This is a genomic window from Novosphingobium mississippiense (assembly GCF_044029535.1).
Lineage (GTDB): Bacteria > Pseudomonadota > Alphaproteobacteria > Sphingomonadales > Sphingomonadaceae > Novosphingobium.
Genome location: NZ_CP147001.1, coordinates 2,840,450 through 2,866,223 on the forward strand (window position 1 = coordinate 2,840,450; position 25,774 = coordinate 2,866,223).

The window sequence follows — 25,774 nt, forward strand, 5'->3', positions numbered from 1 at the left end:
TCGGGCAGCGGCGCAGACTGTCCAATGACCCGCCCGCGCGAAGGCAGCACCGAAAGGACCATCCCGATGACCACCAATTCCGCTTCCGCCCGCTACGAAGGCTTCGGCAAGGAAGGCAAGGGTTCGATCACCACGCGTTCGGGCGTGCTTTCCGGGCAGCCTTACGGCTTCGGAACCCGGTTCGAAGGCCAGCCGGGCACCAATCCGGAAGAACTGATCGCCGCCGCCCATGCCGCCTGCTTCACCATGGCCACCAGCTTCGGCCTGGCCCGCGCGGGCTATGCGGACGGCACGCTGGATACCCAGTGCACCATCACGCTGGACCAGGCGGACGGCGGCTTCAAGGTCAGCAAGTCGGCCCTCGTGCTGAAGGGCGCAATTCCCGGCATCTCCGCCGAAGACTTTGCCAGCATCGCCGAGGATGCCGAGAAGAACTGCCCGATCTCCAAGCTGCTGAATTGCGAGATCACGTTGGACAAGTCGCTGGAAAGCTGAGGGAACAGCCCCGGTCCCGACGCGTTGAATCGATGAGGAGGGGCAAGCGGAGGACGCTTTGCCAAGACATAAGCCGATATCATTCAACGTGATCGGGGCCGTGACCGGGGCGATCGCCATCGGCATATTGGCAGGTGCATGTCTGCCAGCGGGCGCCGGAGGCGATCAGCCAATCGCGACGCAGGCCGTTGCAAGGGCCGGCACGCGCACCGTGCCTGCGCGCGATTGGACGCCGCCAATCGGCGAAGGCCCCAATCAGGGCGTCGGCGATGCGGGATCCGGCTCGCCCGTGCCCATGGCTCCGTAAGTTTCGACGATTCCCGATTCGGCAGCCGACTGGGTTGCCGATCGGGTGGCACCGTTGCCCATGACCTCCTTGGCCGGGCGGCGGTCACTCCAGCCGCAACCCTTGCGGACCTCCCCACCGATCTTCAGCAACGCATTGTAGGGATAATGGCGGTCCGACATGCCATCGCTGCATGGACCGGGGCCGATCGCCAGCGTGAATTCGTGCCCGCCCAGCGTGCCGCTGAACGAAACCCCGCCACGCCCGGCAAAGCGCGTCACCGTGGCCTGATCGCCGGCCGGCCGTTCCGGCGTGCGATAGGTGATCAGGCCGTCGCGCACTTCGGCATTCCAGTACGGTTCGGTTCCCGTTACGCGAATCCGCTCGGCAACGGCGATCTCGCCCCAGGGCTGGTGATCGTCGCGATCGCCGGGCACGGCATTGCCGGCATCGTTCCGGCCATGACATGCTGCAAGTGCGAGAATCGGCAAGGCGATCGCGGCAGATCGCATCCGAAGGCGGCGGGGCGTGCAAGTCACGGAATGCATTGGCATCTTGGCAAGGTAACCGGGGTCAAGACACCCCGCAAGATGGCTGAATTGCGGCCCCTGCACCTCGTTCGGGTGGTCATCGGGCGCATTTGCAAGGGGCAAATTTATCCGAAATAGGGAGAATTGCGCAACTTTAGCGCTAACTACTTACCTTGCTGAGCTTTTCGCCATTGGTTGCACTTTGCGCAACACCAGTGGCATCTATTGCCATTGCGAACACAGGGCCATCCCACCATGTTGCAATGCAACAAGATAAGAGATGCCCCGAGGCAATCTCCTGCTTCTTGAAAAAGGATATTGCCATGTTCAAGACTGTCTTTGCCGGTGCCGCCGCTCTTGCCGCTGTTTTCGCCACCTCCGCCCAGGCCGAGGATGCCCGCAGCTTCTCGCACGACGGTGTGCACTACAACTACACCACCGCCCAGAAGGGCAAGGTTACCGTGATCCAGGGCACCGCTTCGGGCCAGGTTCCGTTCCGTCTCTACGTCAGCGGCAACCGCGTGACCGGCACCTACAACTCGCGCAACGTCGACTTCCGTCTGGCCGATGCGCAGAACGCGCTGGCCACCGCGCAGGCGCAGTAAGCCACACGGTCGATGCGGCCGGGTTTCCGCCCGGCCCATCACGCGAAAAGGGCGCCATCCCAAGGGGACGGCGCCCTTTTCCGTGTCCCTTCAGTGGCGCTTGCCCTGCATCGCCTCGTGGCTGATCAGCCGCACTTCCAGATCGTCGCCCGGCGCGATGCCGTGCTTTTCGATGATGCGATCGCGGAACGCGGCGATGTCATCCTCATCCGCCCCTTCGGGCAGCGGATAGCGCGCGATCACCATGCCGCCGATCGCATCGATCACGCTGAAATGGCTGGACATGCAGGACGCCGCCAGCGCGTCGAGGTCCAGCCCCTCCGCCAGTCGCCAGGTCTTGCCTTCGCGGGATCGGATTTCCTTCCGGCAGTGCCGACAAGTGCAGAGGATCGATCCATCCTCCTCTCTCCGACGCCGTCCGACCGGCTGATGGTCGCCCCGATACCAGCAGGGCGTCATCGCAAAGGAATCGCGGCGCGTGTACATCTGCTAAAATAGCCTCATGGATCAGGCTTAACCGTCTCACAATCCTGATTGCCGATAGGTTGCCGGCCCCATCCGTGGAATTGCTTAGGTCAGTGGCCTTCGTTCACCACGCGGACAGGGCCGGATGGCTACGCGGCGCGCGGGAAGCGGCGGATTCGATTCGGGACGTGTGACGATGAGTGCGGGTAAATGGATGGTCCTCATGCTGGTGGCGGGCGTGGGAATCGGGGTTGGCGCGGCCAATCTGGCGAACGGCGGAATGCGCCAGTGGACCGAACGCTTCGGCCATCGCGACGATGTCGCCGATCATGGCCTTGTGGCATTCAACGGCGCCTCCAACGGTGACGATTCGCAGATGCGCGGACAGATGCGCCGCCACGAATACAATGACGAGGAAGGCTACCCGTTGGAGGGGAACGATGGCGATTTCGCCTACGCCCCGGAACCGGCGTTCCGTCAGGCCCCGCCGGGTCAGGTGGTGATCCTGCGCACGCCGGGTTGGGGCTATGACGAGGGGCGCAGCGATGCGGACGATGGCGATTATGCCGAGGCCGCACCGCGCGCGCGGGTCTATGTGCCCGGCCCGCAATATGCGCCATCCGCCCCGCCGCGTGCCGCCTCACCTGCAGCGCCGCAGCAGGATGCCGCCGCCGCCGCAGCCGAACGTGCGCGCGCAGCCGCGGCCGATGTCACGGCTGCGGAGCACGGCACCATATAGGGGGTGTCTGCGGGCGGTTATCGCAGGGTCAGGAAGACTTCCGCCTCGATCACCCAGGCACCGCCGAGATCGCGCCACTTGGCAACGTAGCTGCCGGATGCCAGTGCATTGCCATCGGCGCCCAGCCCCTGCCACGCACCATATTCCATCGCGATCGGCTCCACCGCGGAAGCCTCGACCCGCTCCGCCGCGCGCAGGTAGACCATGCGCCCGGCGGCAGCAAATTCGCGCTTCCACACTTTCACTTGCGCCATGCGACCGGCGATCACCGCGCTGTCGGTGCCGGTCACCATCACGCAGTCGCGGGCCAGGATCGGGCCGATCCTGGCCGCGTCACCCTCGGCAATCGCGCGGTTGAATTCGGCGCGGCGGGCGCGGATCGCCAGTTCTGCGGCGGCGTTCACGCCAGCGTTCACGGACACGTTCACGAATGCACCGGATGGGCTGCCAGTTCGCCGACGACGGTGTTCCAGCGCCGCACCGTCCAGCGTTCCACCAGCCCCTCCCGCACATAGGGGTCCGCCTTGGCGAACGCTTCCGCCGCTTCGGGCCCTTCGCCGGCGAACAGCAGGCAGGCGGTGTCCACCGGATCTTCCAGCGCACCCGCCAGCACCAGATCGCCACGATCGGCGGCCGTCCACGCCAATGCCAGATGTTCGGTGCGAAATTCGGGGCGCCGTTGCAGATAGTCGGCGGCGACGTGATAGGTGAGCAGATAATGAGCCATGCGCGCCTTGTGCCATCGGCCGGGGCGTGTTTCCAGTACGGCGGAATTCCCGCGTTCCACCGCGTCCCCAGGAAATCCTGACAGGGCCCGTTAAGCGCGGGTTACAAAACCCGCGTCCATGGGGTAGAGAGCGCTCGGACCGTCCGGTCCGCATAAGGGATCTGCACCTAGAAAATGGCCAAGAATACCGGCCGGAGCCGCTCGTCCGGCGGGCCTTCCTCCTCGAATCCGAAAGAATCGTCGTTCCTGGGTCGCCTCGCGCGGCGCGTGCTCATCTGGGGTGGGGCGCTGACGCTGCTGGCCGCCATCGGCCTCGGCACCGCCGTCGCCGTGACCATGAATGAACTGCCCGCCTACGACGCGCTCAAGAGCAGCCAGAACGGCCAGATGATCGTCGTGCGCGCACGTGACGGCAGCGAATTGGTCTCGCTTGGGCCCAGCTACGGCAAGTGGCTGTCCTACAACGAGATTCCGCCTGTCATGCGCGGCGCCATGGTGTCGGTTGAGGATCGCCGATTCTACGATCACATCGGCGTCGATGCGCTGGGCCTGTTCCGCGCCGTCTACGTCTCGCTGACCACCGGCGGCCGCGCCAAGGCGACGTCCACGATCACCCAGCAGCTGGCCCGCAACGTGTTCCTGAACAACAGCCGCTCGATGGGCCGCAAGGCGCGCGAAGCCGTGCTGGCGCTGGCGCTGGAGCGCAAGTTCACCAAGGACCAGATCCTCGAACTCTACCTGAACAAGGTCTATTTCGGCGGCGGCGCCTATGGCATCGACGCGGCCAGCCGCAAGTTCTTCGGCCACCCGGCCACCCAGCTTTCGACGGCCGAGGCCGCGATCATCGCCGGCCTGGTGAAGGCCCCTTCGAACTATTCGCCCACGGCGGACCTCGATGCGGCCAAGGGTCGCGGCGAAGTGGTGCTGGGCCTGATGGTCAAGAACGGCGCGATCACGCAGGAAGAGGCCGACCGGGCCGACATTGCCGATGTCGCCGTGACGCATGAGAAGGGCCAGAACTCGGTCCGCTACTTCACCGACTGGGCGCTGCCCCAGCTCGACATGCTGCTGCCCGACACCAACGAGCCGATCGAGGTCTGGACCACGCTCGACCCGAAGATGCAGCAGGCCGCAACCAGCTCGATCGCCGCCAACGCCCCCAAGGGCGCGCAGGGCGCGCTGGTCAGCCTGGACCGCGACGGCGCCGTATTGGCCATGGTCGGCGGCACGGACTACGTGAATTCGAACTATAACCGCGCCACCAACGCCGTGCGCCAGCCCGGTTCGGCGTGGAAGCTGTTCGTCTATCTCTCCGCGCTGGAAGCCGGCTACACGCCCGACGACCGCGTGATGGACGAACCCGTCACCATCGACGGGTGGAGCCCGCAGAACGATGGCCGCAACTTCGCCGGCCAGATCGACGTGCGTACTGCCTTTGCCTATTCGAAGAACACCGTGGCTGCGCAACTCGGCAACGAAGTGGGCTTTGGCACGGTCGCCTCGATGGCGCGGCGCTTTGGCATCACCACCCCGATCAACACCAAGCCGGCGATGGTGCTGGGCACGTCCGAAGTGCGCGTGATCGACATGACGCGCGCCTTCGCGGCGATCTCGGCCGGCGGCACCTCGGTCGAGCCCTATGGCATCGTCAAGGTCACCACCTCTTCGGGCCAAACGCTCTATGAGCACAAGTCGGCGCGCGGCCAGGTCCTGGTTCCGCCGAACGTCGCGGCCGGGATCACCGACCTGCTGCAGACCACCGTTGCCACCGGCACCGGCCGCGCCGCGCAGATCGGCCGTCCGGTCGCGGGCAAGACGGGTACCACCAGCTCCAACAAGGATGGCTGGTTCCTGGGCTTCTCCAGCGGCATCACCACCGGCGTGTGGATGGGCCGCGACGATGCCAAGCCTGTGCCCGGCCTCTCCGGCGGCCATGCTCCGGCGCGTGCCTTTGCCGATTACATGAAGGTCGCCGTTTCCACCCGCCCGGTCGAACAGTTCCAGACGGAAGTGAAGCTGCCCGAATGGCAGCTGGAACCGGACGATGAGGCGATGCAGGGCAGCCCGGACGACTACTACTACGTCGACGAGAACGGCAATGTGGTGCACCCCGGCGCGGCCGATCAGGGCGACGGCCAGCCGCGCTACGACGATGGCAGCGTCGGCCCCGGCCCGGGCCCCGGCGCACCGCAGATGCCGGACTATGGCCCCGGCTCCGGCCCTGCATCCGGACCTGCCCCGGCCCCGCGCGCACCCGCCAACGGCGCCCCGCCCGCCGCGAGCGACGACTTCCTCAACCGCGCCACCGGCCGTTCTTCCAACGAAGAGGGCCAGCGCGGCGCACAGGGGGCGGGCAACAGCGCCCCGTCTCGCCCCAATGCGGCGAAGACGCCCACCCCGGTGCGAACGCCGGGCACCTGAGGGTGATCGATGCGAGAAAGGGACCGGGCTTCCGGTCCCTTTTTTGTTGGCGGCCCGAACATCTCCCGCTGCGGAGCGACCCGCCCCCTTCCCGGCGCCGCCATACAGATGCAGTCTGCCCATGTTAGAGCAGTGGTCCGATGGCATCGGATCGACTGCTAAGATTTAGGTTTGCCGCGTTTTCCGAGTCATCAGGTGATCCCACCTGATGAGAAAACGCTCTAAAAGGCGTGTGAAAACATTCGGGGAATGGCCGATGCGGCAAGCGCATGAACAAACGCCCGCCCTGGGTCCGGGGCTGATCTGGGGCTTCGAATTCACTGCCGAGGGAAGCCGGCCGGTGGAGGACTGCGACAGCCCGCAGGCGGAACGGCTGCGCTGGCTGCATCTCAACCTGGCCGATCACGGCACCCGCAAATGGGTGGAAGCCACCCCCGAACTGCCTGCCGCCGCGCGCGAGGTGCTGCTCTCGCAAGACCGGCACCAGCGTGCGCTGGTCGATCCCACCACCGTCGCCTGGGTGCTGCACGATCTGGAGCGGGACTTCGACAGTGACGACACCGGCCGCATCGGCGCGCTGCACATGGCGCTGACGCCCAACCTGATCGTTTCGGCCCGCCATCACCCGATCGGTTCGGCCGATATCGTCTACCGGCGGCTGAGTGCGGGCGGGATGGTCATCACCCCGCCGCGCGCGGTGGACCTGATGGCCAGTGCCCTGCTGGAAAACTTCGGCCGGGTGATCGCCCGCCTGTCCAGCGAGGTGCAGGGTGCCGAGGACGCGCTGGTGGAGGACCGGCAGGCCCCCAACAGCCACCGACTGATGGACGTCCGCCGTCGTCTGGCCCAACTGCACCGGATGCTGGACGGGATGAAGAGCGTGTTCCGCCGCCTGGAACTGGACAGCGACCTGCCGGCGGAACTGCTGCCCACGATCGAGAAACTCTCGCAGCGGGTGCAGGGCGTCGATGGCGATATCGTCAGCGTGCTCAACCAGTTGCGATCGGTGCGCGACGAGATCAACGACCAGTCGAACCAGCGGATCAACCAGAACCTCTACCTGCTTTCGGTCATGACCGCGCTGATGCTGCCGACCACGCTGATAACCGGCATTTTCGGCATGAACACCGGCGATCTGCCGTTGACCGGCCACGGCGGCACGATCGTCGCCACCGCGATCGCGGCAGGGTGTGCGCTGGCGACGTTCGTGTTCCTGCGCGGGCGCGGGTTCTTCAGATAAGAGACATGCTACCGGCCACCTATCACTGTCCGTCGCCCCCGCGAAGGCGGGGGGCCCGCTGTTCTTCTTCGCAACGCTGAAAGAAGCGGGATCCCCGCCTCCGCGGGGATGACGATGTTAAGGCATGGTTTCAAAACTAAAGCGTCGCGTAAAGCACCAGCATCCGCTGCCAGGCCTTGTCCGCCGAATCCGGATCCCAGGACGGCGAATCGGGCACGCACCAGCCGTGATCGGCGGGATAGACTTCCACTTCGGCCGGGCGGGCCGCGGCTTCGGCCGCCTTTTTCAGCTCCGTCTTCTGTTCGGGCTGCTTGGCATCGTCGTTGCGGGCGATGGCGAAAAGGAACGAGGCCTGGGTCCTGGCGATCAGGCGATGCGGGCTGTCTGGATCGTCGGTGACAAGGCCCGCGCCATGCAACGCCGCCGCCGCACGCACATGGCCCGGCTCCGCCGCTGCCGCGCGCACGGTGAACGGGCCGCCCATGCAATAGCCGTGGCTGCCGATGCCGCGCTTGCCGTCCGCAGCCGGATCGCCGCGCAGGAACGAGACAAAGGCGCGGGCGTCGCGGGTGATCGCATCGGGCGTCAACGCGGCACGCAGCGGGCCCACCTTGGCCTGCCCCTCCGGCGTGCGATAGTCCGAGAAGCTCTCGAACGTCGGTGCCGGGCCGCCGCGGTAATAGGGGTTCACGCATAGCACCGCATAGCCTTCGGCGGCGAGCGAGCGGGCCATGATCTTCATCGCTTCTCGCAAGCCGGCGATATCGGGCCACATGATAATGCCGGGGTGCGCACCCTTGGCAGGATGGACGAAGAAGGCATCGGCCACGCCGTCCGCCGTGGTGATGGAGACCATCTTCTCCTTCACGTCGCTGCCCCCGCTCTTGGGCGCGAAGCTGCCCGCGCAACCCGCCAGCGCCATGCTGGCGCCCAGCGCGGCAAATGCGCGACGGTCCAGCCCGCGACGGGCAAGATTGGCGTCTTCGGTCAGAGCCGTGAAATCGTCACACATCGAACGGATGCTCCATTGTTGCCCGCCCGCTGTTGTTCTGGAGGCGAAATTGAGGCTAGCGGGGAGGCCGGCTTATGGCCAGTCCCCTTCCCGCAGGACGGCAAAGGAAACGATCGCATGCCCGACCCCGAACAGATCGCCTGCTGGCAGCGCATCGACGCAGGGCTCACCACCTCCGGCAAGCTGGTGGATGGCGATCCACAGCGGCTTGCCATGCTGGGCGTGCGCCGGGTGATCAACCTTGCGCTGGCCAGCCATCCCGAGGCCCTGCCCGACGAAGCCGGCCAGTTGGCGGGCCTGGGCATCGACTATGTGCATATCCCGGTGCCGTTCGATGCCCCGGATGACAGCCACTTCGCCGCCTTCCAGGCCGCCATGGACGGTGCGGGCGATACGCCCGTCCATGTCCACTGCATCCTGAACTGGCGCGTGTCGGCGTTCGTCTATCGCTGGAACCGCGCGCGCGGCATGGCGGAAGCCGATGCCCGCGCACTGATGCGCCAACAGTGGGAACCGGAAACCAGCGATAACAAGGACGCCCCGGCCTGGGCGCGCTTCATCGCCCGGTAGATCGGGCCGGCAGGATCAAACCTCGCCGTTGAAGTTCAGTTCGAGGTTCACGGCGTTGGGATCGACCAGGAAAATCTGCGCAAGGCCAAGCTGCGGATGTTCCATCGCGCGGTGCGGCAGGCCCAGTTCCTCGATCCGCGCGCGGGTTTCCGCATAGCCGGAACAGCGCAGCGCGAAATGGTGCAGCGCATTGGTCGGCTGCCCCGGGTGATAGGCGTCATAGCGGCCCTGCGCGGTCGTGCGGTCCACCAGATGGACGATGGCATTGCCCTGCCCATCGCGCATCCAGTAGCCGGCGATGTGCGAGGCGACGGTGGAATTGGCGCTGCGGGTGAGGCCCAGCACATTCTCGTAGAATTGCGCCGTGGCCTCCAGATCGTCGGTCAGGACATTGACGTGATCGATACCGCTGACCTTCATGACACCCTCTCTCTTATTCCCGGGCTCTAGCCCCTGAACACCACCGTGCGCGCGCCGTTCAGCAGCACGCGGTCCTCCAGATGCAGCCGCACCGCCTCGGCCAGCACACGCCGTTCGATATCGCGGCCCTTGCGCACCATATCCTCGGGCGTGTCGGCGTGAGTCACCGCTTCCACATCCTGATGGATGATCGGCCCTTCGTCGAGGTCCGCCGTTACATAATGCGCCGTGGCGCCGATCATCTTCACCCCGCGCGCGTGCGCCTGGTGATAGGGCTTGGCACCCTTGAAACCGGGCAGGAACGAGTGGTGGATGTTGATGCAACGGCCCGAAAGGAACGCCGCCATCTCGTCCGACAGGATCTGCATGTAGCGGGCCAACACCACCAGTTCGGCGCGCGTCTCATCCACCAGCGCGCGGATCTGCGCTTCCTGTGCGGCCTTGGTGTCCCTGGTCACCGGCAGGTGATGGAACGGCAGATCGCCGATCATCGCCGAATCGATCGCCTCACGCGGGTGGTTGGAAACGATGCCGACCACCTCCATCGGCATCTCGCCGATGCGCTGGCGATAGAGCAGATCGGCCAGGCAGTGGTCGAACTTGCTGACCAGCAGCAGCACGCGGCGCGGCCGGTCGCGACGGGTCATCGACCAGGCCATGCCGTATTCGTGCGCGATCGGGCCAAAGCCCTCGCGAATTTCCTCGCGATCTGCGCTACCCGGATCGAAGGCGACGCGCATGAAGAACTTGTCTTCATCCAGATCGTTGAACTGCTGCGCCTCGATGATGTTGCCCCCGGCTTGCGCAAGGTAGCCGGTCACCCGGGCGACGATGCCCGGGCGATCGGCGCAGGACAGCGCGAGGATCAGCGATTCAGCCATCCGTTTCGTCCTCAGGCAGCGCCGAAGGCATTGGGGCGGTTGGACAGCGCGGCTTCGGATTCGGCCATCAGCGCGGCGATGATCTCCGTCACCGGCTCTTCCTTGCTGACCATGCCGACCGACTGGCCCGCCATGATCGAGCCGTTCTCCACGTCGCCCTCGATCACCGCGCGGCGCAGGGCGCCGGCCCAGAAGTGCTCGATCTTCAGCTGCGCCTCACCCATGTCGACCTCACCGGCGTCCAGCAGGCGCGCCACTTCGATCTGCTTGGCGGTGAATTCCTCGGTGCCCTTGTTCTTCAGCGCGCGCACCGGGATCACCGGCAGGCGCGGATCGACCTGCACCGATGCCACGGCGTCGCGGGCATTGGCGCGGAAGAAGGCCTTCTTGAAGTCCGGATGGGCGATCGATTCGCTCGCGCAAGCAAAGCGGGTGCCCAGCTGCACGCCGGCCGCACCCATTTCCAGGTAACCGGCCATCGCCTCGCCGCGGCCGATGCCGCCAGCAACGAAGACCAGATTGTCGGCCGCAAGCGCGGGCAGGATTTCCTGCGCCAGCACCGAAGTGGAGACCGGGCCGATGTGGCCACCGGCTTCCATGCCCTCGATCACCAGCGCGTCCGCACCCGAACGCAGCAGCTTCTTGCCCAGCGCCAGCGTCGGCGCGAAGCAGATCACCTTGGCGCCCGATTCCTTGATCGCTTCCACGCTGCCCTTGGGCGGAATGCCGCCGGCGAGCACCACGTGGCTGACATTGTGCTTCGCGCAGACTTCGATCAGGTCGAACAGTTGCGGGTGCATGGTGATCAGGTTCACGCCGAAAGGCTTGGCCGTCAGTGCCTTGGTCGCGGCGATTTCGCTGTCCAGCAGCGCGGGGGTCATCGCCCCGCAGGCGATCACGCCGAAGCCGCCGGCATTGCTGATCGCGGAAACCAGATTACGCTCGGACACCCAGGACATGGCGCCGCACAGGATCGCATATTCGCTGCCGAGAAATTCGCAGCCCCGCGCCATCAGCGCGGAGGTCTTAGTGGTGGCGGCCATTGATGCTCCCGTAGCCCGCAGTCATAAATCAGCCTGCGCCATAGGATGCCCGAAGGCGCGGCACAAGCGGCGGCTTTGCACCGCGATCCGCAGCGAAATCGAGACAGGTCGCCCCCCTCCGCCGCTGGAGGCGCTTGATCTGCGCCGCCGGGAATGAGAGCCATGGGGGGCGATGGATGCCAGATCACTCTACGAAGCCAAGCTGACCACGGCCGACAAGGCGGTGCAGGCGATCGACAGCAACAGCGATCTTGCCATGGGCATGGCGGTGGCGGAACCGCCGGCCCTGCTGGCCGCCATCGCGCGGCGGGCGGAGGCGGGGACGCTGACGGATCTGCGCGTCTGGTACCTGCTTTCGCAAGTCCATGCCGGATCGACGATTTTCCGACGCGAACTGCTCGGCCCGATCCGCCCGCAATGCCTGTTCATGAGCGGCGTGGAACGCGCGCTGATCAAGGCCGATCCCACGGCCGAAGCGCTGATCGACTTCGTGCCTTGCGCCTTTTCCGGATCGCCCCGCGTGATGCGCGACGAAGTGGGGATGGATGCCTGCGTACTGACCGTCTCACCGATGGACACCGATGGCTATTTCAGCTTCGGCGTCGCCAACGACTACACCTCGATCGTCGCGCATAGTGCCCGAACGGTGATCGTTGAGGTGAACCCGGCGATGCCGCGCGTGGCCTGCCCGGCACCGCTGCACGTCTCCCAAGTCTCCGCCATCGTCGAAAATGCCGCGCCGCTGCTCTGCTTCGGGGAAGCCGACGCCGCGCCGGAGGATGAGGCCATCGCCGCGCTGATCGCGGAAATGATCGACGATGGCGCCTGCCTGCAAATGGGCATCGGCAACCTGCCCGGCGCCGTCTGCCGCCGCATCGCCAATCGGCAGGACATGGGCATCCACACCGAACTGCTGACGCCGCCGCTGGCCCGCCTGGCCCAGCAGGGCGCGGTGACCAACCGGCTGAAGGCCACCGAGACCGGCCTCAGCGTCTATTCCTTCGCGATGGGGGACGATCCGTTCTACCGCTGGATGGACGGCAATCCGCATGTCTATTCGCTGCCGGTGGACGTGGTGAACGACCCGGCGGTGATCGCGCGGAACGACAAGGTCGTCTCGGTCAACGCGACGATCCAGGTGGACCTTCAGGGCGCGTGCAATTCGGAATTCATGGGCGGGCACCAGCATTCGGCGGCCGGTGGCCAGGTCGATTTCGTGCGCGGCGCCTATGCATCGAAAGGCGGCCTATCGGTGATCGCCTGCCGCTCGACGGCGAAAGGCGGCACGGTCAGCCGCATCGTGCCGAAGCTGGACGGCCCGGTGACGACGCCGCGCAACGATGTCCACTGGATCGTCACCGAGCATGGCGCCGCCAACTTGCGCGGCAAGACCCTGCGCGAGCGGGCCGAACTGCTGATCGGACTGGCCGATCCCAGGTTCCGCGATGAACTGGCGAAGGGGCTTTAGCTCTCGCTGCCGGGCCAAGACGAACCTCTCCCACAACACTCCGTCGCCCCCGCGAAGGCGGGGGCCCCGCTTGTCTTCGTGCCAGACCTGAAGACAAGCGGGATCCCCGCCTTCGCGGGGATGACGGCAGAGTTGTGACGGGAAGTTTAGGGCAGGCAGCGCAGGAAATGGGGGCAATGCGATCAGATCGCCGTCGCCCCCAAGCGCTCCGCCCAGTCCGCATGGCGCTTCTTGAGTTCCCGCTCCCAACCCAGCCCGACCTTCTCGATATCCAGCACTTCCAGCACCTCGAACGCGAACGCTTCTTCCCCATGCGCATTCCACGCGTCCTGCAACGAACGTTGCGGCGTCGTGCCCAGCTTCAACGTGAAGAACAGCCGGTTGCGAATCGCCGGCAGGTTCGGCGCGCGGCCGACCCATGCCTCCCCGCTCGGTTGGCAGCGGATCGCGTAGATGCCCGGCTCGGGCTTGCGCTCGCGGTATTCGGCGATGGCCGCCTTGCGGTCGCTGCGTTCCATGGTTCGATTCCTTTCGTATTTTTACCCGGATAAATTGACTCGCCCGCAAATTCAATTTACCCGGATAAAAATATCTTCAGGACATGCCATGCCCCAGACCTGCACTGCCTTTCTCGGCACCACCCGCCTCGCTCGCGGCACGCCTGCCGAACTGATCGCTGCCCTGCGCGGCAAGGAGCAGGGCGTGCTGGTATTCGACGACGCGACCGGACGCCCCGTCGATCTCGACTGGCGCGGCGTCACGAAAATGGCGGAAGAAAGCGAAGCACCGCGCCGTCGCGGCCGCCCAAAACTGGGCGTCACCGCCCGCGAAGTAACGCTGCTGCCCCGCCAGTGGGACTGGCTGGCACAACAACCCGGCGGGGCTTCGCAGGCGCTGCGCCGCCTCGTCGACGAAGCCCGCAAGGCCGATGGCGGCCGAACCGCCCGCCGAATGGCGCACGAACGCGCCTACCGCGTCCTGTCCGCGCTGGGCGGTGACCTGCCGGGGTTCGAGGAAGCCAGCCGCCTGCTATTCGCGGACAAGCCGGTGGAATTCGCCGCCGCCATCGCCGCATGCCCTGCCGACTGGCGCGATCATGTCCTCGAACTGGCCCAGCCTTCACCAGAAGACTGAGGCCGAAACGAAAAAGGCGGCGCTCGCCGCGCCGCCTTTCCCTAATTCACGCTATCGCGCTGGCTCAAGCCGCAGCGTCGAGGCCGTAAGCGGTGTGCAGCACGCGCACGGCCAGTTCGGTCTCGTCGGTGTCGATCAGGACCGAAACCTTGATCTCGCTGGTGGAGATGGCGATGATGTTGATACCGCGATCGGCCAGCGTCTTGAACATGGTGGAGGCGACACCGGCGTGGCTGCGCATGCCGACGCCGACGACGCTGACCTTCGCCACGTTGCTGTCGGCGATCATGCGGTAGTAGCCGATGGTGTCCTTGCGCTCTTCCAGCAGCGCCTGCGCGCGGACGAGGTCGGCCTGCGGCACCGTGAAGGTGACGTCGGTCTCGCCCTTGTCCTTGGCAACGTTCTGGATGATCATGTCGACGTTGATGTTCTGTTCGGCCAGCGGCGCGAAGATCGCGGCCACCGCGCCCGGACGGTCCGGCACGCGGGTAAGGGTAACCTTGGCTTCGTTCTTGTCAGCGGCGATGCCGGTGATCAGCTGGCGTTCCATATCGCTTCCTTCAAGTTCTTCGTCGCTGACGATCATCGTTCCGGGGAGGGTGTCTGCCGCAGGGGCATTCTCGTCGATGAACGAGGACAGCACCTGCACGCGCACGTTCTCCTTCATGGCGAGGGAAACCGAGCGGGTCTGCAGCACCTTCGAGCCGACCGAGGCCAGTTCGAGCATTTCTTCATAAGTCACCAGCGGCAGCTTGCGCGCCTTGGCGACGATGCGCGGGTCGGTGGTGTAGACGCCGTCGACATCGGTATAGATGTCGCAGCGGTCGGCCTTGACCGCCGCCGCCACGGCCACGGCCGACGTGTCCGAACCGCCACGGCCCAGCGTGGTGATGCGATTGTCCGGCGAAACGCCCTGGAAACCGGGGATCACCGCGATCTCGCCCGCCGCCATCGAGGCCAGCAGCGCTTCCGAATCGAAATCCTCGATACGGGCCTTGGCGTGGGCGTCGTCGGTCTTGATCGGCAACTGCCAACCCAGCCACGAACGTGCCTTGCAGCCCATCGCCTGCAGCGTCAACGCCAGCAGGCCCGACGTGACCTGCTCGCCCGAAGCGACGACGACGTCGTATTCGGCGGGATCGTAAAGGGCATTGGCCTCACGGCAGAAGTTGACGAGACGGTCGGTCTCGCCCGCCATCGCCGAAACGACGACCGCGACTTCGTGGCCGGCTTCCTGCTGACGTTTGACGATACCCGCCACGCGCCGGATTCGCTCGGTCCCGGCCATGGAAGTGCCGCCGAATTTCATCACGATACGTGCCAAGGTGCCGTTGCTCCCCGTGAGATTGTGCGCATGAACGAAGCGCGTGTGGATAAGAGTTCGGCGGGCTGTTAGGGGGGAGTCATGGATAATGCAACCGCTTCGAACACGCCTTCCCGCGCAACAATCGATCCGAAGGAAGCCGCCCACTTCGGCGCGCTGGCGGCCGAGTGGTGGGATCCGAAGGGCTCTTCGGCGATGCTCCACCAGCTCAACCCCGTGCGCCTGGGCTTCATCCGCGCCGAGATCGATCGGCATTTCGCCAGCGATTCCCGTACCTTGAAGCCGCTGGCCGGCAAGCGTGCGCTGGACGCCGGCTGCGGCGCCGGGCTGCTATGCGAACCCCTCGCCCGCCTTGGCGCGGCAGTGACGGGCGTGGACGCGGCGGCGGAGAACGTTTCCGCGGCCCGAGCCCATGCCGAAGCGATGGGCCTGCCCATCGACTACAAACACGGCGAACTGGGTGCGCTCGGGCTCTCGGGCTACGACCTCGTCTGCTCGCTGGAAGTGATCGAGCACGTGACCGACAAGGCGCTGTTCATCGGCCAGCTTGCCGATGCGCTGGCGGACGACGGGCTGATGATCCTCTCCTGCCCCAACCGCACCCCCGCCTCGCGCCTCCTACTGGTGGAAGCGGCCGAACGGCTGGGCAAAGTGCCGCGCGGTACGCATGACTGGCACCAGTTCGCGACCCCCGAGGAACTGCGCGACTTGGCCGAAGGCGCGGGCCTGACGCTGGGCCAGCCGAAGGGCATTGCGTGGTCGCCCACAAGCGGCCTGCACCTGTCGGACGATCTTTCGCTGAACTTCATCGTCACGGCCACCAAGCGCTAAGCGCCCAGCCGAACCTATCCCCTCAAAACCCCGTCATCCCCGCGAAGGCGGGGATCCCGCTTGTTCTTGGCGATGTGGCGAGAACGAAGCGGGGCCCCCGCCTTCGCGGGGGCGACGAAGTGTTTTGGTCTCTGTGGTCTCGTTGAACTCACTGGCCTCGTTGACTTCTCAGGTCTCGTCTTCGGTCGCTAAACCGACCCGCCCCCGATAAGCCCGGCAATCGCCGCCCGCACCTGCGCCTCACGCTCCTCCCACGTCCCGCCGATCCGCGTGAACCGCACGCCCGCCCGGACCAGCATCTCCTCCGCCAACGCGGCAAAGCGCGCCCGCGCCTCATCGGTCCCGAAGAACCGCGTGCCGTCATCACGCCACGGCACATCGGGCGAGAACAGCAGATAGTGGTCGGCCTTGGGATAGCCCATCAGCACATCGGGCACCTCACAGAACAGCATTGCCGCCCAGGCCGCCGTCATCAACTGGTCGGTATCGAACAGCAGCACCGGAGGAGCCGCCGCCATGGCCTTGCGGTTCTCGTCCGCCTGCCCCTCGGCAATCGCCAGCAGGTCCGCCATGGTCAGGTCGGTGCCCCGCTCCTCACAATAGGTGCGGCCATATTCCGGCACCCACGGCAACCCCAGCCGCGCGGCCAGCACCGACTTGCCCGTGCTTTCCGCACCGTGGAGGCAAACCGTGATCATGCCGGCTTGAGCGGCCGCTTCTGCGCCCGCTCCGCCGCGGCCCACTCGATCAGGCCCAGTACCGACATCACCAGGAACACCACGTAGAGCGCCGCGGTCGGCCACAGGTCCTTGTAGGCGTAGACCCCGATCGAGGCGACATCGATGGCGATCCACAGCACCCAGTTCTCGATCCGGCGGAACGCCAGCAGGATCTGCGCGGCGATCGAGGCACCGGCGATGGCGGCATCGGCATAGGGCAGCGAGGCATCGGTGAACTTGTGCATCACCCAGCCCAGATTCAGCGTCAGCGCCGCCGTCGCCACCAGCCAGAGCGCGCGGCTGAACCCGCCCAGCCGGCGCACCGGCACCCGGCTGTCACCGCCACCGGCGCGCACCCAAAGCACCCAGCCCCAGGCCTGCGCCGCGAAGAAGAAGATTTGCAAGCCCGCCTCGCCATAGAGCTTGGCCTGCCAGAACACCACGAAGTACAGCGCCACCATCGCCATGCCGAACGGGTAGTTCCACACGCTGCGCCGCACCAGCAGCGCGATATTAGCGAGCCCCAGTGCCGCCGCGATCCATTCTACCGGATCCATTGTCGCCCCTGTTTATTTCCCTGAATTAGAGTCTGCTTGAAAAATGCCCGTAGACGCATTTTTGGGACGGCACCGGCCGCAAAATTCGCTGCAGGCGAATTTTCAAACGGGTTTTCAGCCGAGAGCGGCTTCCCACTCAGGCTCCTTGAAGCCCACCAGCAACCCGCCCGGATACTCCACCACCGGACGCTTGATGGTGCTGGGCTGCGCGACCATGATCGCCACGGCCTTGGCAGCATCGAGGTCCTGCTTGTCTTCATCGGGCAGCTTCTTGAAAGTGGTACCCGCCCGGTTCAGCAGCTTTTCCCAGCCGGCCTGCGCAATCCACTTTTCAAGACGCGCCGCATCGGCGCCTTCCTTCTTGTAGTCGTGGAAGGTGTAGTCGCTGCCCCGCGCCTCCAGCCACTTGCGCGCCTTCTTCACGGTGTCGCAGTTGGGGATGCCGTAGAATTCCAGGCTCACGATTCGGTTTCCCTTTCGAAATGGCGCACCCGCGGCTCGTTGCAGGCGAAGGCAGTGTAGCTCTGATAGTAGTGCTCGCGCCCCTTGGCCTGCACTTCGGCGTGGGCGGCGACGCGGCGCCATGCCAATGCGGCGGCTTCGTCCTCCCATTCGGACAGCGCGATCACTTCGCCATCCTCGCTGGTGTAGCTCTTGAAGGAGAGGAAACCGGGCTGCGCGCGGGCGAGCGTTTCCATCGCCTCGGCATCGGCGGAATAGGCGGCGGCGTCGATATCGGCGCGCTTGCGATTGCGGAAAACGACCAGGAACATAGGCGCGCTCATGGGCCTTCACGCAGCATTCCGCAAGCATGTGGCGCGCCGCCAATGCTGGACAATCCGAAGATTGCGCGCCAAGGCGCGAGGCATGAGCGTGAACACTTTCGGCCGCCTTCTGCGATTCACCACCTGGGGCGAGAGCCACGGACCGGCCATCGGCGCCGTCGTCGACGGGTGCCCGCCGGGCCTTGCCATCGATGAGGGCGTGATCCAGCCCTTCCTCGACGCGCGCCGCCCCGGCCAGTCGAAGTTCACCACGCAGCGGCAGGAACCGGATCAGGTCCGCATCCTCTCGGGCGTGTTCGAAGGCCCGGATGGCGTACAACGCACCACCGGCACCCCGATCAGCCTGATGATCGAGAACGTAGACCAGCGTTCGAAGGACTATTCGGAAGTCGCCAAGGCCTATCGCCCCGGCCATGCCGACTATGCCTATGACGCCAAGTACGGCTTCCGCGACTATCGCGGCGGCGGCCGCAGTTCCGCGCGCGAAACCGCCAGCCGCGTGGCGGCGGGCGGCGTGGCGCGGCTGGTGATCCCGGAAGTGACCATTCTGGCCTATGTCTCCGAGATCGGCGGCGACGCCATCGATAGGACCAACTTCGACGCGGCGGAGATCGGCAACAACCCGTTCTTCTGCCCCGACGCGGAAGCGGCGAAGCGCTGGGAAAAGATCGTCGACGATGCGCGCCTGTCCGGTTCCTCGGTCGGCGCGGTGGTCGAATGCGTGGCGGCCGGCGTTCCGGCAGGCTGGGGCGCGCCGCTCTACGGCAAGCTCGACGCCGATCTGGCTGCTGCGATGATGGGCATCAACGCGGTGAAGGGTGTGGAGATCGGTGACGGTTTCGCCGCCGCGCGCCTGACCGGCGAACAGAACGCCGACCCGATGCACCCGGGCGCTGCAGGGCCAGAGTTCAGCGCCAACCACGCAGGCGGCATTGCCGGGGGCATCTCCACCGGCCAGCCGGTAGTCGTGCGCGTGGCGTTCAAGCCCACCAGCTCCATCCTCACCCCGCAGCCCACCATCACGCGCGACGGCGAGGCGACCGAACTGTTCACCAAGGGTCGCCACGACCCCTGCGTCGGCATTCGCGGCGTTCCAGTGGTGGAAGCGATGATGGCGCTGGTGCTGGCCGATCACAAGCTGCTGCACCGCGGCCAATGCGGCTGACACCGCGTGGCTGACGTCGCCCTCCGCCCCGAGCGGGACGGCGACGCCCAGGCCATTCACGCAGTCGTCACTGCCGCCTTCCTCGGCGCCGAGCATTCGAGCGGCACCGAAGGCGCGATCGTCGACGCCCTGCGCGCCTCGGGCAGCCTCACCGTCTCGCTGGTGGCCGAGGCGGGTGCCGCCATCGTCGGCCATATCGCCTTCTCGCCGGTGACGATCGATGGGAAGGACATCGGCTGGTTCGGCCTCGGCCCCGTTGCCGTCCATCCCGCCCACCAATGCCAAGGCATCGGCGCCCGGCTGATCGAGGCGGGACTGGCGCAGCTGCGAGACGCCGGGGCGCAAGGCTGCGTGGTGCTGGGCGATCCCGCCTACTACGCCCGCTTCGGCTTCGTGAGCGATCCCGCTCTCACCTATCCCGGCGTGCCGGCCGAATACTTCCAGCGCCTCGTCCTCGCCGGGGCCGCTCCGTTTGGCGTCGCCGCCTATCACCAGAGCTTCGCCGCAAGCTGACAGCTTGACACGGTTGACACGGTCCAGAGTGAAAACCGTCACCTTGCGCGGCGATGTGTCACCTTGTGCCGCCATAAGGTGACAGGTTGGGCGTTTTTGCAGGGAGCTGAAGCTGGGGGACACGCGGAGGAAGGTACGCGCGTACGGTCAGGTAGGAAAACGGGGAGCGTCCTGATAATCTTCCTTGTAACGAAAATTAACTAAGCCCACGTCACATCCCTCAATCCCACGACGCGAGGAAATCTCGCGCCAGGCATACCTCGTCGAAGGGCTTCGCGGCGGAGAAGAAGTCTGGGTAAACCGATACAACCCGCCTCGCGAAGCCGTGCATGGAATGTTACATAAGTCTTTGAAAGACAGATGCGTGGGCGAAAATGGACGATTTCGAGCTGATCACTGTGGAGGAAATGGACGAACTTCCAGACGACCCTCAAGAGGCATTTGTCATTTTTGAAGGCATCTGCCGCCGCAGAATGAACGCTTACATTTCGAACATCGGGATTAACGACAATACCGACGCGGACGAGATTCGAATAGAATATATGACGCGGATCGGAGCTGCCGCGGCTGCATACGGCATAGTCGAACTCGCTGACTCTTATTACACTGACTTCAATCCAACCGACTTCAAAATTCTTTATCGGAAAGCCGTTGCGGCAGCGACACGCCTCAACATTGAAAAGAGACAAAAGCAAAAAGGGTCAATCGTCGTCTTGCCAAGTGGCACCAAGGAGCGCTTGAAAAAGCACCTTGAAGAGCTTCGAAAGGCGGTCGCCACATCGGACCTTGGGGACAAGCGTAAGAAAATTCTAGAAGGCAAACTCAATGCCTTCAGCAAAGAACTCGACGGCGAAAAAAGCAACATCACGGTCATCCTCGCCGCCGTGGCGGTCGTGGCTGCAGGCATCAATCAAACACTTTCCGGGGTGAACAACTTCCAGAAGGTGATAATCGATATGCCAAAGACTGTTGAAGCCATTTCCAATCTTGTCGGTAAAGAATCGCTTTCAGAACAAGAACAAGCTGCGTTGCCACCGCCACCAAGCGTCAAAGCGTTACCACCGCCGGGCGGCACTGCTAGATGGACTACTACCTCAACGTTCGGTGCTGACCTTGATGATGACATTCCGTTTTGAGATGACACCCATCATTTGATCACCTCGACGCTCAACGACTAAAACATGCGCAATACATTATAAGACAAGCATTACGGCACACGGACCGGACCGCTTCCTAAATATCTTTACGGTTGAACCCGTCAATCCAGCTTCGCATCCGCCAGCGGTGCCGTCCGCGCTTCCAGCCTGCCGCCGCCGCGATAGACCAGCACGCAGCTGGCGCTGCCCGCGCAGAAGTGCTGCACCGGGGCCAAGGCGCGGGCGCCGTAGCGGTAGGTCAGCTGCCCCTCGGTGATCTCGAAGCCGGAAATGTCGCGAATGCGGTGTTCGTGCGCGAACATCACCGCGTGGCCCTGCCTTACCGGCGCCCAGAACGACCACTGGTCGTAGAGGCGGTGGTGATAGCGGAACTTCATGTCGCCCGCCGCCCGGTTGTCCAGCGAAGTGGGCCAGCCGTTGCAGGCGGCCAGCGATGCGCAGGCGGCTGCCAGCAGCGCAAGTCGGCCAAGTCGGATCGTTTTCATCGCTACCCTCTGCCCCACTTGCCGCAGCGCCGCACGGATTTTCGCACGCGCGAGCATTTTATCGACAGAATCGTTCAGTCCGCCATGACTTATCGGGCAATCCGATCAACCCAATCGGATCAAGCCCCTACACATCGTCACACGGGCGGCCTATCTCGGCTTCGTCAGTTTCAACACCCATCGAGGGAGAATACACCATGGGTATCATCGGCAGCACCATCAAGCCGTTCAAGAACACCGCTTTCCAGGCCGGCAAGGACTTCTTCGACGTCACCGACGCCGACATCGCCGGCAAGTGGGCCGTGTTCTTCTTCTACCCCGCCGACTTCACCTTCGTCTGCCCGACCGAGCTGGAAGACCTGGGTGAACAGTATGCCGCACTGCAGGGCATGGGCGTGGAAGTGTTCGGCGTTTCGACCGACACGCACTTCAGCCACAAGGCCTGGCACGACACCTCGGACAAGATCGGCAAGATCAAGTACGCGTTCCTGGGCGACCAGAACCACGCCCTGACCGAAGCCTTCGGCGTTCTGCGCGAAGATTCGGGCCTGGCCGATCGCGCCACCTTCGTGGTCGATCCCGAAGGCGTCATCCAGATCATGGAAATCACCTGCGAAGGCGTTGGCCGCAACGCTTCGGAACTGGTCCGCAAGATCAAGGCTGCCCAGTACGTCCGCGCCAACCCCGGCCAGGTCTGCCCGGCCAAGTGGGAAGAAGGTTCGGAAACCCTCGCTCCCTCGCTTGACCTCGTCGGCAAGCTCTAAAACTACCGCGACCAGGCCATAAGGCCATCCGGGTCGCGTGCTGAAGGTGTGCGGCCCGGGGCATCCCTCCCCCGGAGCCGCACCCCCGTGCGCTTCGCGGCCGACGGACCCCCGGGCCGCCCCTTTCTCTCCCCACGCATTTCAAAGGACCTGTGACTCATGCTCGACGCCACTCTGAAGCAACAGCTCTCGCAATATCTCGCCATGCTGCGCGAGCCGATCGAGCTTGTCGCCTCGCTGGGCGATGACGCAAAGTCGGCCGAAACGCGCGAGCTGCTGACCACCATCGCCTCGCTTTCGGACAAGGTCACCGCCACTTTCGACGGCGACGATGCGCGCCGCCCCAGCTTCATCGTGCGCCGCGCGTCGGACGCCAGCGCCTGGGTGCGCTTCGCCGGCCTGCCGCTGGGCCACGAATTCACCTCGCTCGTCCTCGCCCTGCTGTGGACCGGCGGCCATCCGCCCAAGGTCTCTGACGAGACGCTGGAGCAGATCCGCGCGCTGGAAGGCAGCCATGAGTTCGAGATGTACTTCTCGCTCTCCTGCCACAACTGCCCGGATGTGGTGCAGGCACTGACCTTGATCGCGCTCAACAACCCGCATGTGAACGCCACCCTGATCGAAGGCGGCGCGTTCAAGGACGAAGTGGAAGGCCGCGGCGTCATGGCCGTGCCTGCCGTGTTCCTGAATGGCGAGATGTGGGGTTCGGGCAAGATGGGCGTGGAGGAAATCCTCGCCAAGCTCGACACCGGCGCCGATGCCAAGGCGGCTGCGAAGCTGGCCGAGAAGAAGCCTTTCGAAGTGCTGGTGGTCGGCGGTGGCCCCGCCGGTGCCTCTGCCGCGATCTACACTGCGCGCAAGGGTTTCAGCACCGGCATCGCCGCGGAACGCTTCGGCGGCCAGGTGCAGGACACCATGGGCATCGAGAACTTCATCTCGGTCCCCTACACCGAAGGCCCGAAGCTGGCGGCGGCGCTGGAAACGCACGTGGGTGAATACGACATCGACGTGATGAACCTGCAGCGCGCCGAAAAGCTGATCCCGGCGAAGGAACTGGGCGGCTATCACGAAGTGGTCTTCGCCAACGGCGCTTCGCTGAAGGCGCGGTCGCTGGTGCTGACCACCGGTGCCCGCTGGCGCAACCTGGGCGTGCCCGGTGAGGCGGAGTACAAGAACAAGGGCGTGGCCTACTGCCCGCACTGCGACGGCCCGCTGTTCAAGGGCAAGCGCGTGGCAGTGATCGGCGGCGGCAACTCCGGCGTGGAAGCGGCGATCGACCTTGCGGGGATCGTCGGCCACGTCACCCTGATCGAGTTCGACGACAAGCTGCGCGCCGACCAGGTGCTGGTGGACAAGCTGCGTTCGATGAAGAACGTGGACATCTTCACCAGCGCGCAGACCACCGAAGTCACCGGCGACGGGGAGAAGGTGAACGGCCTGCTCTACAAGGACCGGACCAGCGGCGCGGAACACAAGGTGGAGCTGGAAGGCGTGTTCGTCCAGATCGGCCTGGTGCCCAATACCGAGTGGCTGAAGGACAGCGGCGTCGAACTGTCGAACCGCGGCGAGATCGTGATCGACGACAAGGCGGCCACCAACCTGCCGGGCATTTTCGCGGCGGGCGACGTAACCACGGTGCCGTACAAGCAGATCATCATCGCCATGGGCGAAGGATCGAAGGCGGCGCTCTCCGCGTTCGACTACCTGATCCGCAACGAGGCGCCGGCCGCGGTTCTCGAACCGGCGTGAGCTTGCGTTTGAGAATGCCCTGGGAAGGGCATTCTCAGGCCCGGCGCCGCCGAAATCCGCCCTCAGCGGATTTTCAAAACACTTCCCCGAGTGAAGCGGGCGGGTGCCGAAAGGCCCCGTCCGTTTTCATATCGGGCCCGTTTGCGTATCAGACCGCGTCCGCAAGATCGGTGGCGACCCACTCGTCCAGATCCGAAGACTGGCCGATCAGCGCAAGCCCGTGCGCGATCGAGGTCAATTCGTTGCCGCTGGCGATGTGGCCTTCGCCGAAGCGTTCCTCGAACAGCGCGCGCACGGCGGGGATCAGCGACGAACCGCCGGTCAGGAACACGTGGTCGATCTGGTCCGGCCGCAGCCCGGCCTTGGCCAGCGCGCCGTCCACCGTCTCGCCGATGCGGTGCAGGTCGGGCGCGATCCAGCGTTCGAATTCGGCGCGGCTGACTTCGGCCTCGATCTGCAATTCCTCGCTCTCGAAGCGCAGCGCACCGTGGTCGCTTGAAGAAAGCGTGCGCTTCAGCTGGCCCACCGCTTCGTAGAGGCCGAAGCCCAGTTCGTGCTCCACCACCGCGATCATGCGGTCGATCGCGGCCTGATCGGTGGCCGAATGGCGCAGCTTGGCCAATTGTTCCAGCGTGCGGCGGTTGCGCATCATCGCCAGCCGCGACCAGTCGCCGAAGTCCTTGAAGTGGCCCGGCGGGATCTCCAGCACTTTGTCGAACGAGCGATAGGTGCCGCCCTTGCCCAGCAGCGGCAGCACCAGATGGTCCATGATGCGATAGTCGAAACGGTCGCCGGCGATGCCGATACCTGCCGATCCCAGCGGCACGCAGCGCCGCTCCGCACCGGGAGCCTCCACCCGCACGATCGAAAAGTCGCTGGTGCCGCCGCCGAAGTCCGCCACCAGCAGCGTCGCCGGATCGGACAGGCGCGAGGCGAAGCTGAACGCCGCGCCCACCGGCTCGTAGACATAGTGCACCGGCCGCTTCAGCAGCGCGAACATCGCGTCATACCGCTTGCGCGCCAGCGCCTCGTCCGGGCGCGCGCCGACATAGCGGACGGGCCGCCCGATCACGATCCGCTCCGGCAAATCGCTCAGCGCGGTGCCCGCATGGTCCAGCAGGTGGGTGAGGAAGACCTGGCCCAATTCCTCGAACCGCATGCGCTTTTCGAACAGCGTGGCATGTTCGAAGGCCGGATTGGCCGCAACCGACTTGAACGATTGCAGGAACCGCGAACCTTGCGGAAACTCCAGGAATTCGGAGATCGCCCAGGGCCCGGCCTCGTGCGCAAGGCCGCCGCGCACGCCCTCGTCCTGCCAGAAGCACAGCGCGGAGCGGAACACTGATCCGCTGCCGCCGGGTGCCGCGAAGTCGACCAGATCGGCCTCGCCCGCCGCGCCGGCCAGCGCGATTACCGAATTGGTGGTGCCGAAGTCGATGCCGATCGAACCGGCGGTGGCCGTAGGGGTCGGCATCTCAATACTCCATTGCTCGGGCGAAGGTACGGGCTGGGGTTGGGCGGCGCCTATCGCAGCGCAGCAGCCATCACGCAACCACGGTCATCCGCAAAACACCTGCATTCGATTTTCCCGTTCGCACCGTTCGAAAAAGGAGCGCAGTGCGCGATCTAATCGTTGTATTTTTACATCATTTTTGCATCTTTATTACACATTTTATACAATGTTTCAAA

30 protein-coding genes are annotated in these 25,774 nt (G+C 65.2%); 14 read left to right on the forward strand and 16 right to left on the reverse strand.

The genetic code is table 11. The annotated features are described in order from the left end of the window. The first annotated feature begins 66 nt into the window (after positions 1-66). Complete coding sequence (locus WBP06_RS13450; RefSeq protein ID WP_395328619.1) at positions 67-495, forward strand: OsmC family protein; 429 nt, start codon at positions 67-69, stop codon at positions 493-495. A 255-nt stretch (positions 496-750) separates the two neighbouring features. Here the strand turns inward: WBP06_RS13450 and WBP06_RS13455 are convergent, their stop codons facing one another. Then, a complete protein-coding gene (locus WBP06_RS13455; protein WP_395328622.1) occupies positions 751-1,272 on the reverse strand; it encodes a COG3650 family protein in 522 nt (173 codons plus the stop codon). A gap of 362 nt (positions 1,273-1,634) precedes the next feature. Here WBP06_RS13455 and WBP06_RS13460 point away from each other — a divergent pair, with 362 nt between their 5' ends. Next, positions 1,635-1,916, forward strand: a complete 282-nt coding sequence (locus WBP06_RS13460) for a hypothetical protein (RefSeq protein WP_395328625.1) — start codon at positions 1,635-1,637, stop codon at positions 1,914-1,916. A 90-nt stretch (positions 1,917-2,006) separates the two neighbouring features. Here the strand turns inward: WBP06_RS13460 and WBP06_RS13465 are convergent, their stop codons facing one another. Then, on the reverse strand, positions 2,007-2,402 hold the full coding sequence (locus WBP06_RS13465) for a hypothetical protein (RefSeq protein WP_395328627.1): 396 nt from the start codon (positions 2,400-2,402) through the stop codon (positions 2,007-2,009). 175 nt (positions 2,403-2,577) lie between these two features. Here WBP06_RS13465 and WBP06_RS13470 point away from each other — a divergent pair, with 175 nt between their 5' ends. Then, complete coding sequence (locus WBP06_RS13470; RefSeq protein WP_395328629.1) at positions 2,578-3,120, forward strand: hypothetical protein; 543 nt, start codon at positions 2,578-2,580, stop codon at positions 3,118-3,120. A 17-nt stretch (positions 3,121-3,137) separates the two neighbouring features. On the opposite strand, the gene WBP06_RS13475 is transcribed toward WBP06_RS13470, so the two are convergent. Further along, a complete protein-coding gene (locus tag WBP06_RS13475) occupies positions 3,138-3,524 on the reverse strand; it encodes a nuclear transport factor 2 family protein (RefSeq protein WP_395328631.1) in 387 nt (128 codons plus the stop codon). Positions 3,525-3,544: 20 nt separating this feature from the next. After that, a complete protein-coding gene (locus WBP06_RS13480) occupies positions 3,545-3,847 on the reverse strand; it encodes a YciI-like protein (RefSeq protein WP_395328634.1) in 303 nt (100 codons plus the stop codon). A gap of 174 nt (positions 3,848-4,021) precedes the next feature. On the opposite strand from WBP06_RS13480, the gene WBP06_RS13485 reads away from it, so the two are divergent. Beyond that, positions 4,022-6,268 carry a transglycosylase domain-containing protein gene (locus WBP06_RS13485; protein WP_395328637.1) on the forward strand — a complete coding sequence of 749 codons (2,247 nt, stop codon included), beginning with the start codon at positions 4,022-4,024 and terminating at the stop codon, positions 6,266-6,268. A gap of 256 nt (positions 6,269-6,524) precedes the next feature. After that, positions 6,525-7,508, forward strand: a complete 984-nt coding sequence (locus WBP06_RS13490; protein WP_395328640.1) for a CorA family divalent cation transporter — start codon at positions 6,525-6,527, stop codon at positions 7,506-7,508. Between the two features lie 136 nt (positions 7,509-7,644). Here WBP06_RS13490 and WBP06_RS13495 read toward each other — a convergent pair whose 3' ends face one another. Then, entirely contained in the window at positions 7,645-8,520 is an 876-nt protein-coding gene (locus WBP06_RS13495; RefSeq protein WP_395328643.1) for a dienelactone hydrolase family protein, read from the reverse strand. Positions 8,521-8,637: 117 nt separating this feature from the next. On the opposite strand from WBP06_RS13495, the gene WBP06_RS13500 reads away from it, so the two are divergent. After that, positions 8,638-9,090: a protein tyrosine phosphatase family protein gene (locus WBP06_RS13500; RefSeq protein WP_395328646.1), complete on the forward strand. Its 453-nt coding sequence runs from the start codon at positions 8,638-8,640 to the stop codon at positions 9,088-9,090. A 15-nt stretch (positions 9,091-9,105) separates the two neighbouring features. On the opposite strand, the gene WBP06_RS13505 is transcribed toward WBP06_RS13500, so the two are convergent. From WBP06_RS13505 to WBP06_RS13515, 3 genes are read right to left on the reverse strand one after another with little or no spacing between them, the layout of a single operon-like run. Further along, positions 9,106-9,510 (reverse strand): VOC family protein, encoded by a 405-nt coding sequence (locus WBP06_RS13505; RefSeq protein WP_395328649.1) that lies wholly within the window; start codon positions 9,508-9,510, stop codon positions 9,106-9,108. A 26-nt stretch (positions 9,511-9,536) separates the two neighbouring features. Next, on the reverse strand, positions 9,537-10,391 hold the full coding sequence (gene purU / locus WBP06_RS13510) for a formyltetrahydrofolate deformylase (protein ID WP_395328652.1): 855 nt from the start codon (positions 10,389-10,391) through the stop codon (positions 9,537-9,539). A gap of 11 nt (positions 10,392-10,402) precedes the next feature. Further along, positions 10,403-11,434: an NAD(P)H-dependent flavin oxidoreductase gene (locus WBP06_RS13515; protein ID WP_395328655.1), complete on the reverse strand. Its 1,032-nt coding sequence runs from the start codon at positions 11,432-11,434 to the stop codon at positions 10,403-10,405. Positions 11,435-11,606: 172 nt separating this feature from the next. Between WBP06_RS13515 and WBP06_RS13520 the strand changes: the two genes are divergently transcribed. Further along, positions 11,607-12,902: an acetyl-CoA hydrolase/transferase family protein gene (locus WBP06_RS13520; RefSeq protein WP_395328657.1), complete on the forward strand. Its 1,296-nt coding sequence runs from the start codon at positions 11,607-11,609 to the stop codon at positions 12,900-12,902. Positions 12,903-13,084: 182 nt separating this feature from the next. On the opposite strand, the gene WBP06_RS13525 is transcribed toward WBP06_RS13520, so the two are convergent. Further along, positions 13,085-13,420 (reverse strand): GIY-YIG nuclease family protein, encoded by a 336-nt coding sequence (locus WBP06_RS13525; protein WP_395328660.1) that lies wholly within the window; start codon positions 13,418-13,420, stop codon positions 13,085-13,087. Between the two features lie 88 nt (positions 13,421-13,508). Here WBP06_RS13525 and WBP06_RS13530 point away from each other — a divergent pair, with 88 nt between their 5' ends. After that, on the forward strand, positions 13,509-14,036 hold the full coding sequence (locus WBP06_RS13530) for a DUF2239 family protein (RefSeq protein ID WP_395328662.1): 528 nt from the start codon (positions 13,509-13,511) through the stop codon (positions 14,034-14,036). 64 nt (positions 14,037-14,100) lie between these two features. Here the strand turns inward: WBP06_RS13530 and WBP06_RS13535 are convergent, their stop codons facing one another. Beyond that, entirely contained in the window at positions 14,101-15,360 is a 1,260-nt protein-coding gene (locus WBP06_RS13535; RefSeq protein WP_395328664.1) for an aspartate kinase, read from the reverse strand. Between the two features lie 81 nt (positions 15,361-15,441). Here WBP06_RS13535 and ubiG point away from each other — a divergent pair, with 81 nt between their 5' ends. Then, on the forward strand, positions 15,442-16,191 hold the full coding sequence (gene ubiG / locus WBP06_RS13540; RefSeq protein ID WP_395328667.1) for a bifunctional 2-polyprenyl-6-hydroxyphenol methylase/3-demethylubiquinol 3-O-methyltransferase UbiG: 750 nt from the start codon (positions 15,442-15,444) through the stop codon (positions 16,189-16,191). A 188-nt stretch (positions 16,192-16,379) separates the two neighbouring features. Here ubiG and WBP06_RS13545 read toward each other — a convergent pair whose 3' ends face one another. The 4 genes from WBP06_RS13545 to WBP06_RS13560 all read right to left on the reverse strand — a co-directional run bounded on the left by WBP06_RS13545 (position 16,380) and on the right by WBP06_RS13560 (position 18,240). Beyond that, on the reverse strand, positions 16,380-16,889 hold the full coding sequence (locus WBP06_RS13545; protein WP_395328670.1) for an AAA family ATPase: 510 nt from the start codon (positions 16,887-16,889) through the stop codon (positions 16,380-16,382). Continuing rightward, a complete protein-coding gene (pnuC, locus tag WBP06_RS13550) occupies positions 16,886-17,467 on the reverse strand; it encodes a nicotinamide riboside transporter PnuC (protein WP_395328673.1) in 582 nt (193 codons plus the stop codon). Before pnuC ends, WBP06_RS13545 begins: the two co-directional genes overlap by 4 nt. Positions 17,468-17,581: 114 nt before the next feature. Then, positions 17,582-17,929, reverse strand: a complete 348-nt coding sequence (locus WBP06_RS13555) for an ArsC family reductase (protein ID WP_395328675.1) — start codon at positions 17,927-17,929, stop codon at positions 17,582-17,584. Further along, positions 17,926-18,240, reverse strand: coding sequence for an antibiotic biosynthesis monooxygenase family protein (locus tag WBP06_RS13560; RefSeq protein WP_395328678.1), 315 nt, complete (start codon positions 18,238-18,240; stop codon positions 17,926-17,928). Before WBP06_RS13560 ends, WBP06_RS13555 begins: the two co-directional genes overlap by 4 nt. A gap of 94 nt (positions 18,241-18,334) precedes the next feature. Here WBP06_RS13560 and aroC point away from each other — a divergent pair, with 94 nt between their 5' ends. The 3 genes from aroC to WBP06_RS13575 all read left to right on the forward strand — a co-directional run bounded on the left by aroC (position 18,335) and on the right by WBP06_RS13575 (position 21,066). Beyond that, the gene (aroC, locus tag WBP06_RS13565; protein ID WP_395328680.1) at positions 18,335-19,417 is read left to right on the forward strand and encodes a chorismate synthase; all 1,083 of its coding nucleotides are present in this window, start codon (positions 18,335-18,337) and stop codon (positions 19,415-19,417) included. A 6-nt stretch (positions 19,418-19,423) separates the two neighbouring features. Further along, positions 19,424-19,930 (forward strand): GNAT family N-acetyltransferase, encoded by a 507-nt coding sequence (locus WBP06_RS13570; RefSeq protein ID WP_395328682.1) that lies wholly within the window; start codon positions 19,424-19,426, stop codon positions 19,928-19,930. Between the two features lie 374 nt (positions 19,931-20,304). Next, positions 20,305-21,066 (forward strand): hypothetical protein, encoded by a 762-nt coding sequence (locus tag WBP06_RS13575; protein WP_395328685.1) that lies wholly within the window; start codon positions 20,305-20,307, stop codon positions 21,064-21,066. 122 nt (positions 21,067-21,188) lie between these two features. Here WBP06_RS13575 and WBP06_RS13580 read toward each other — a convergent pair whose 3' ends face one another. Continuing rightward, a complete protein-coding gene (locus WBP06_RS13580) occupies positions 21,189-21,572 on the reverse strand; it encodes a hypothetical protein (RefSeq protein ID WP_395328688.1) in 384 nt (127 codons plus the stop codon). A 197-nt stretch (positions 21,573-21,769) separates the two neighbouring features. Between WBP06_RS13580 and ahpC the strand changes: the two genes are divergently transcribed. Both ahpC and ahpF read left to right on the forward strand, forming a co-directional pair. Next, positions 21,770-22,336 (forward strand): alkyl hydroperoxide reductase subunit C, encoded by a 567-nt coding sequence (gene ahpC / locus WBP06_RS13585; protein ID WP_395328691.1) that lies wholly within the window; start codon positions 21,770-21,772, stop codon positions 22,334-22,336. A 159-nt stretch (positions 22,337-22,495) separates the two neighbouring features. Continuing rightward, positions 22,496-24,085: an alkyl hydroperoxide reductase subunit F gene (gene ahpF / locus WBP06_RS13590; protein WP_395328694.1), complete on the forward strand. Its 1,590-nt coding sequence runs from the start codon at positions 22,496-22,498 to the stop codon at positions 24,083-24,085. A 148-nt stretch (positions 24,086-24,233) separates the two neighbouring features. Here the strand turns inward: ahpF and WBP06_RS13595 are convergent, their stop codons facing one another. Then, positions 24,234-25,559 (reverse strand): Hsp70 family protein, encoded by a 1,326-nt coding sequence (locus tag WBP06_RS13595; RefSeq protein WP_395328697.1) that lies wholly within the window; start codon positions 25,557-25,559, stop codon positions 24,234-24,236. Between the last annotated feature and the right edge of the window lie 215 nt (positions 25,560-25,774).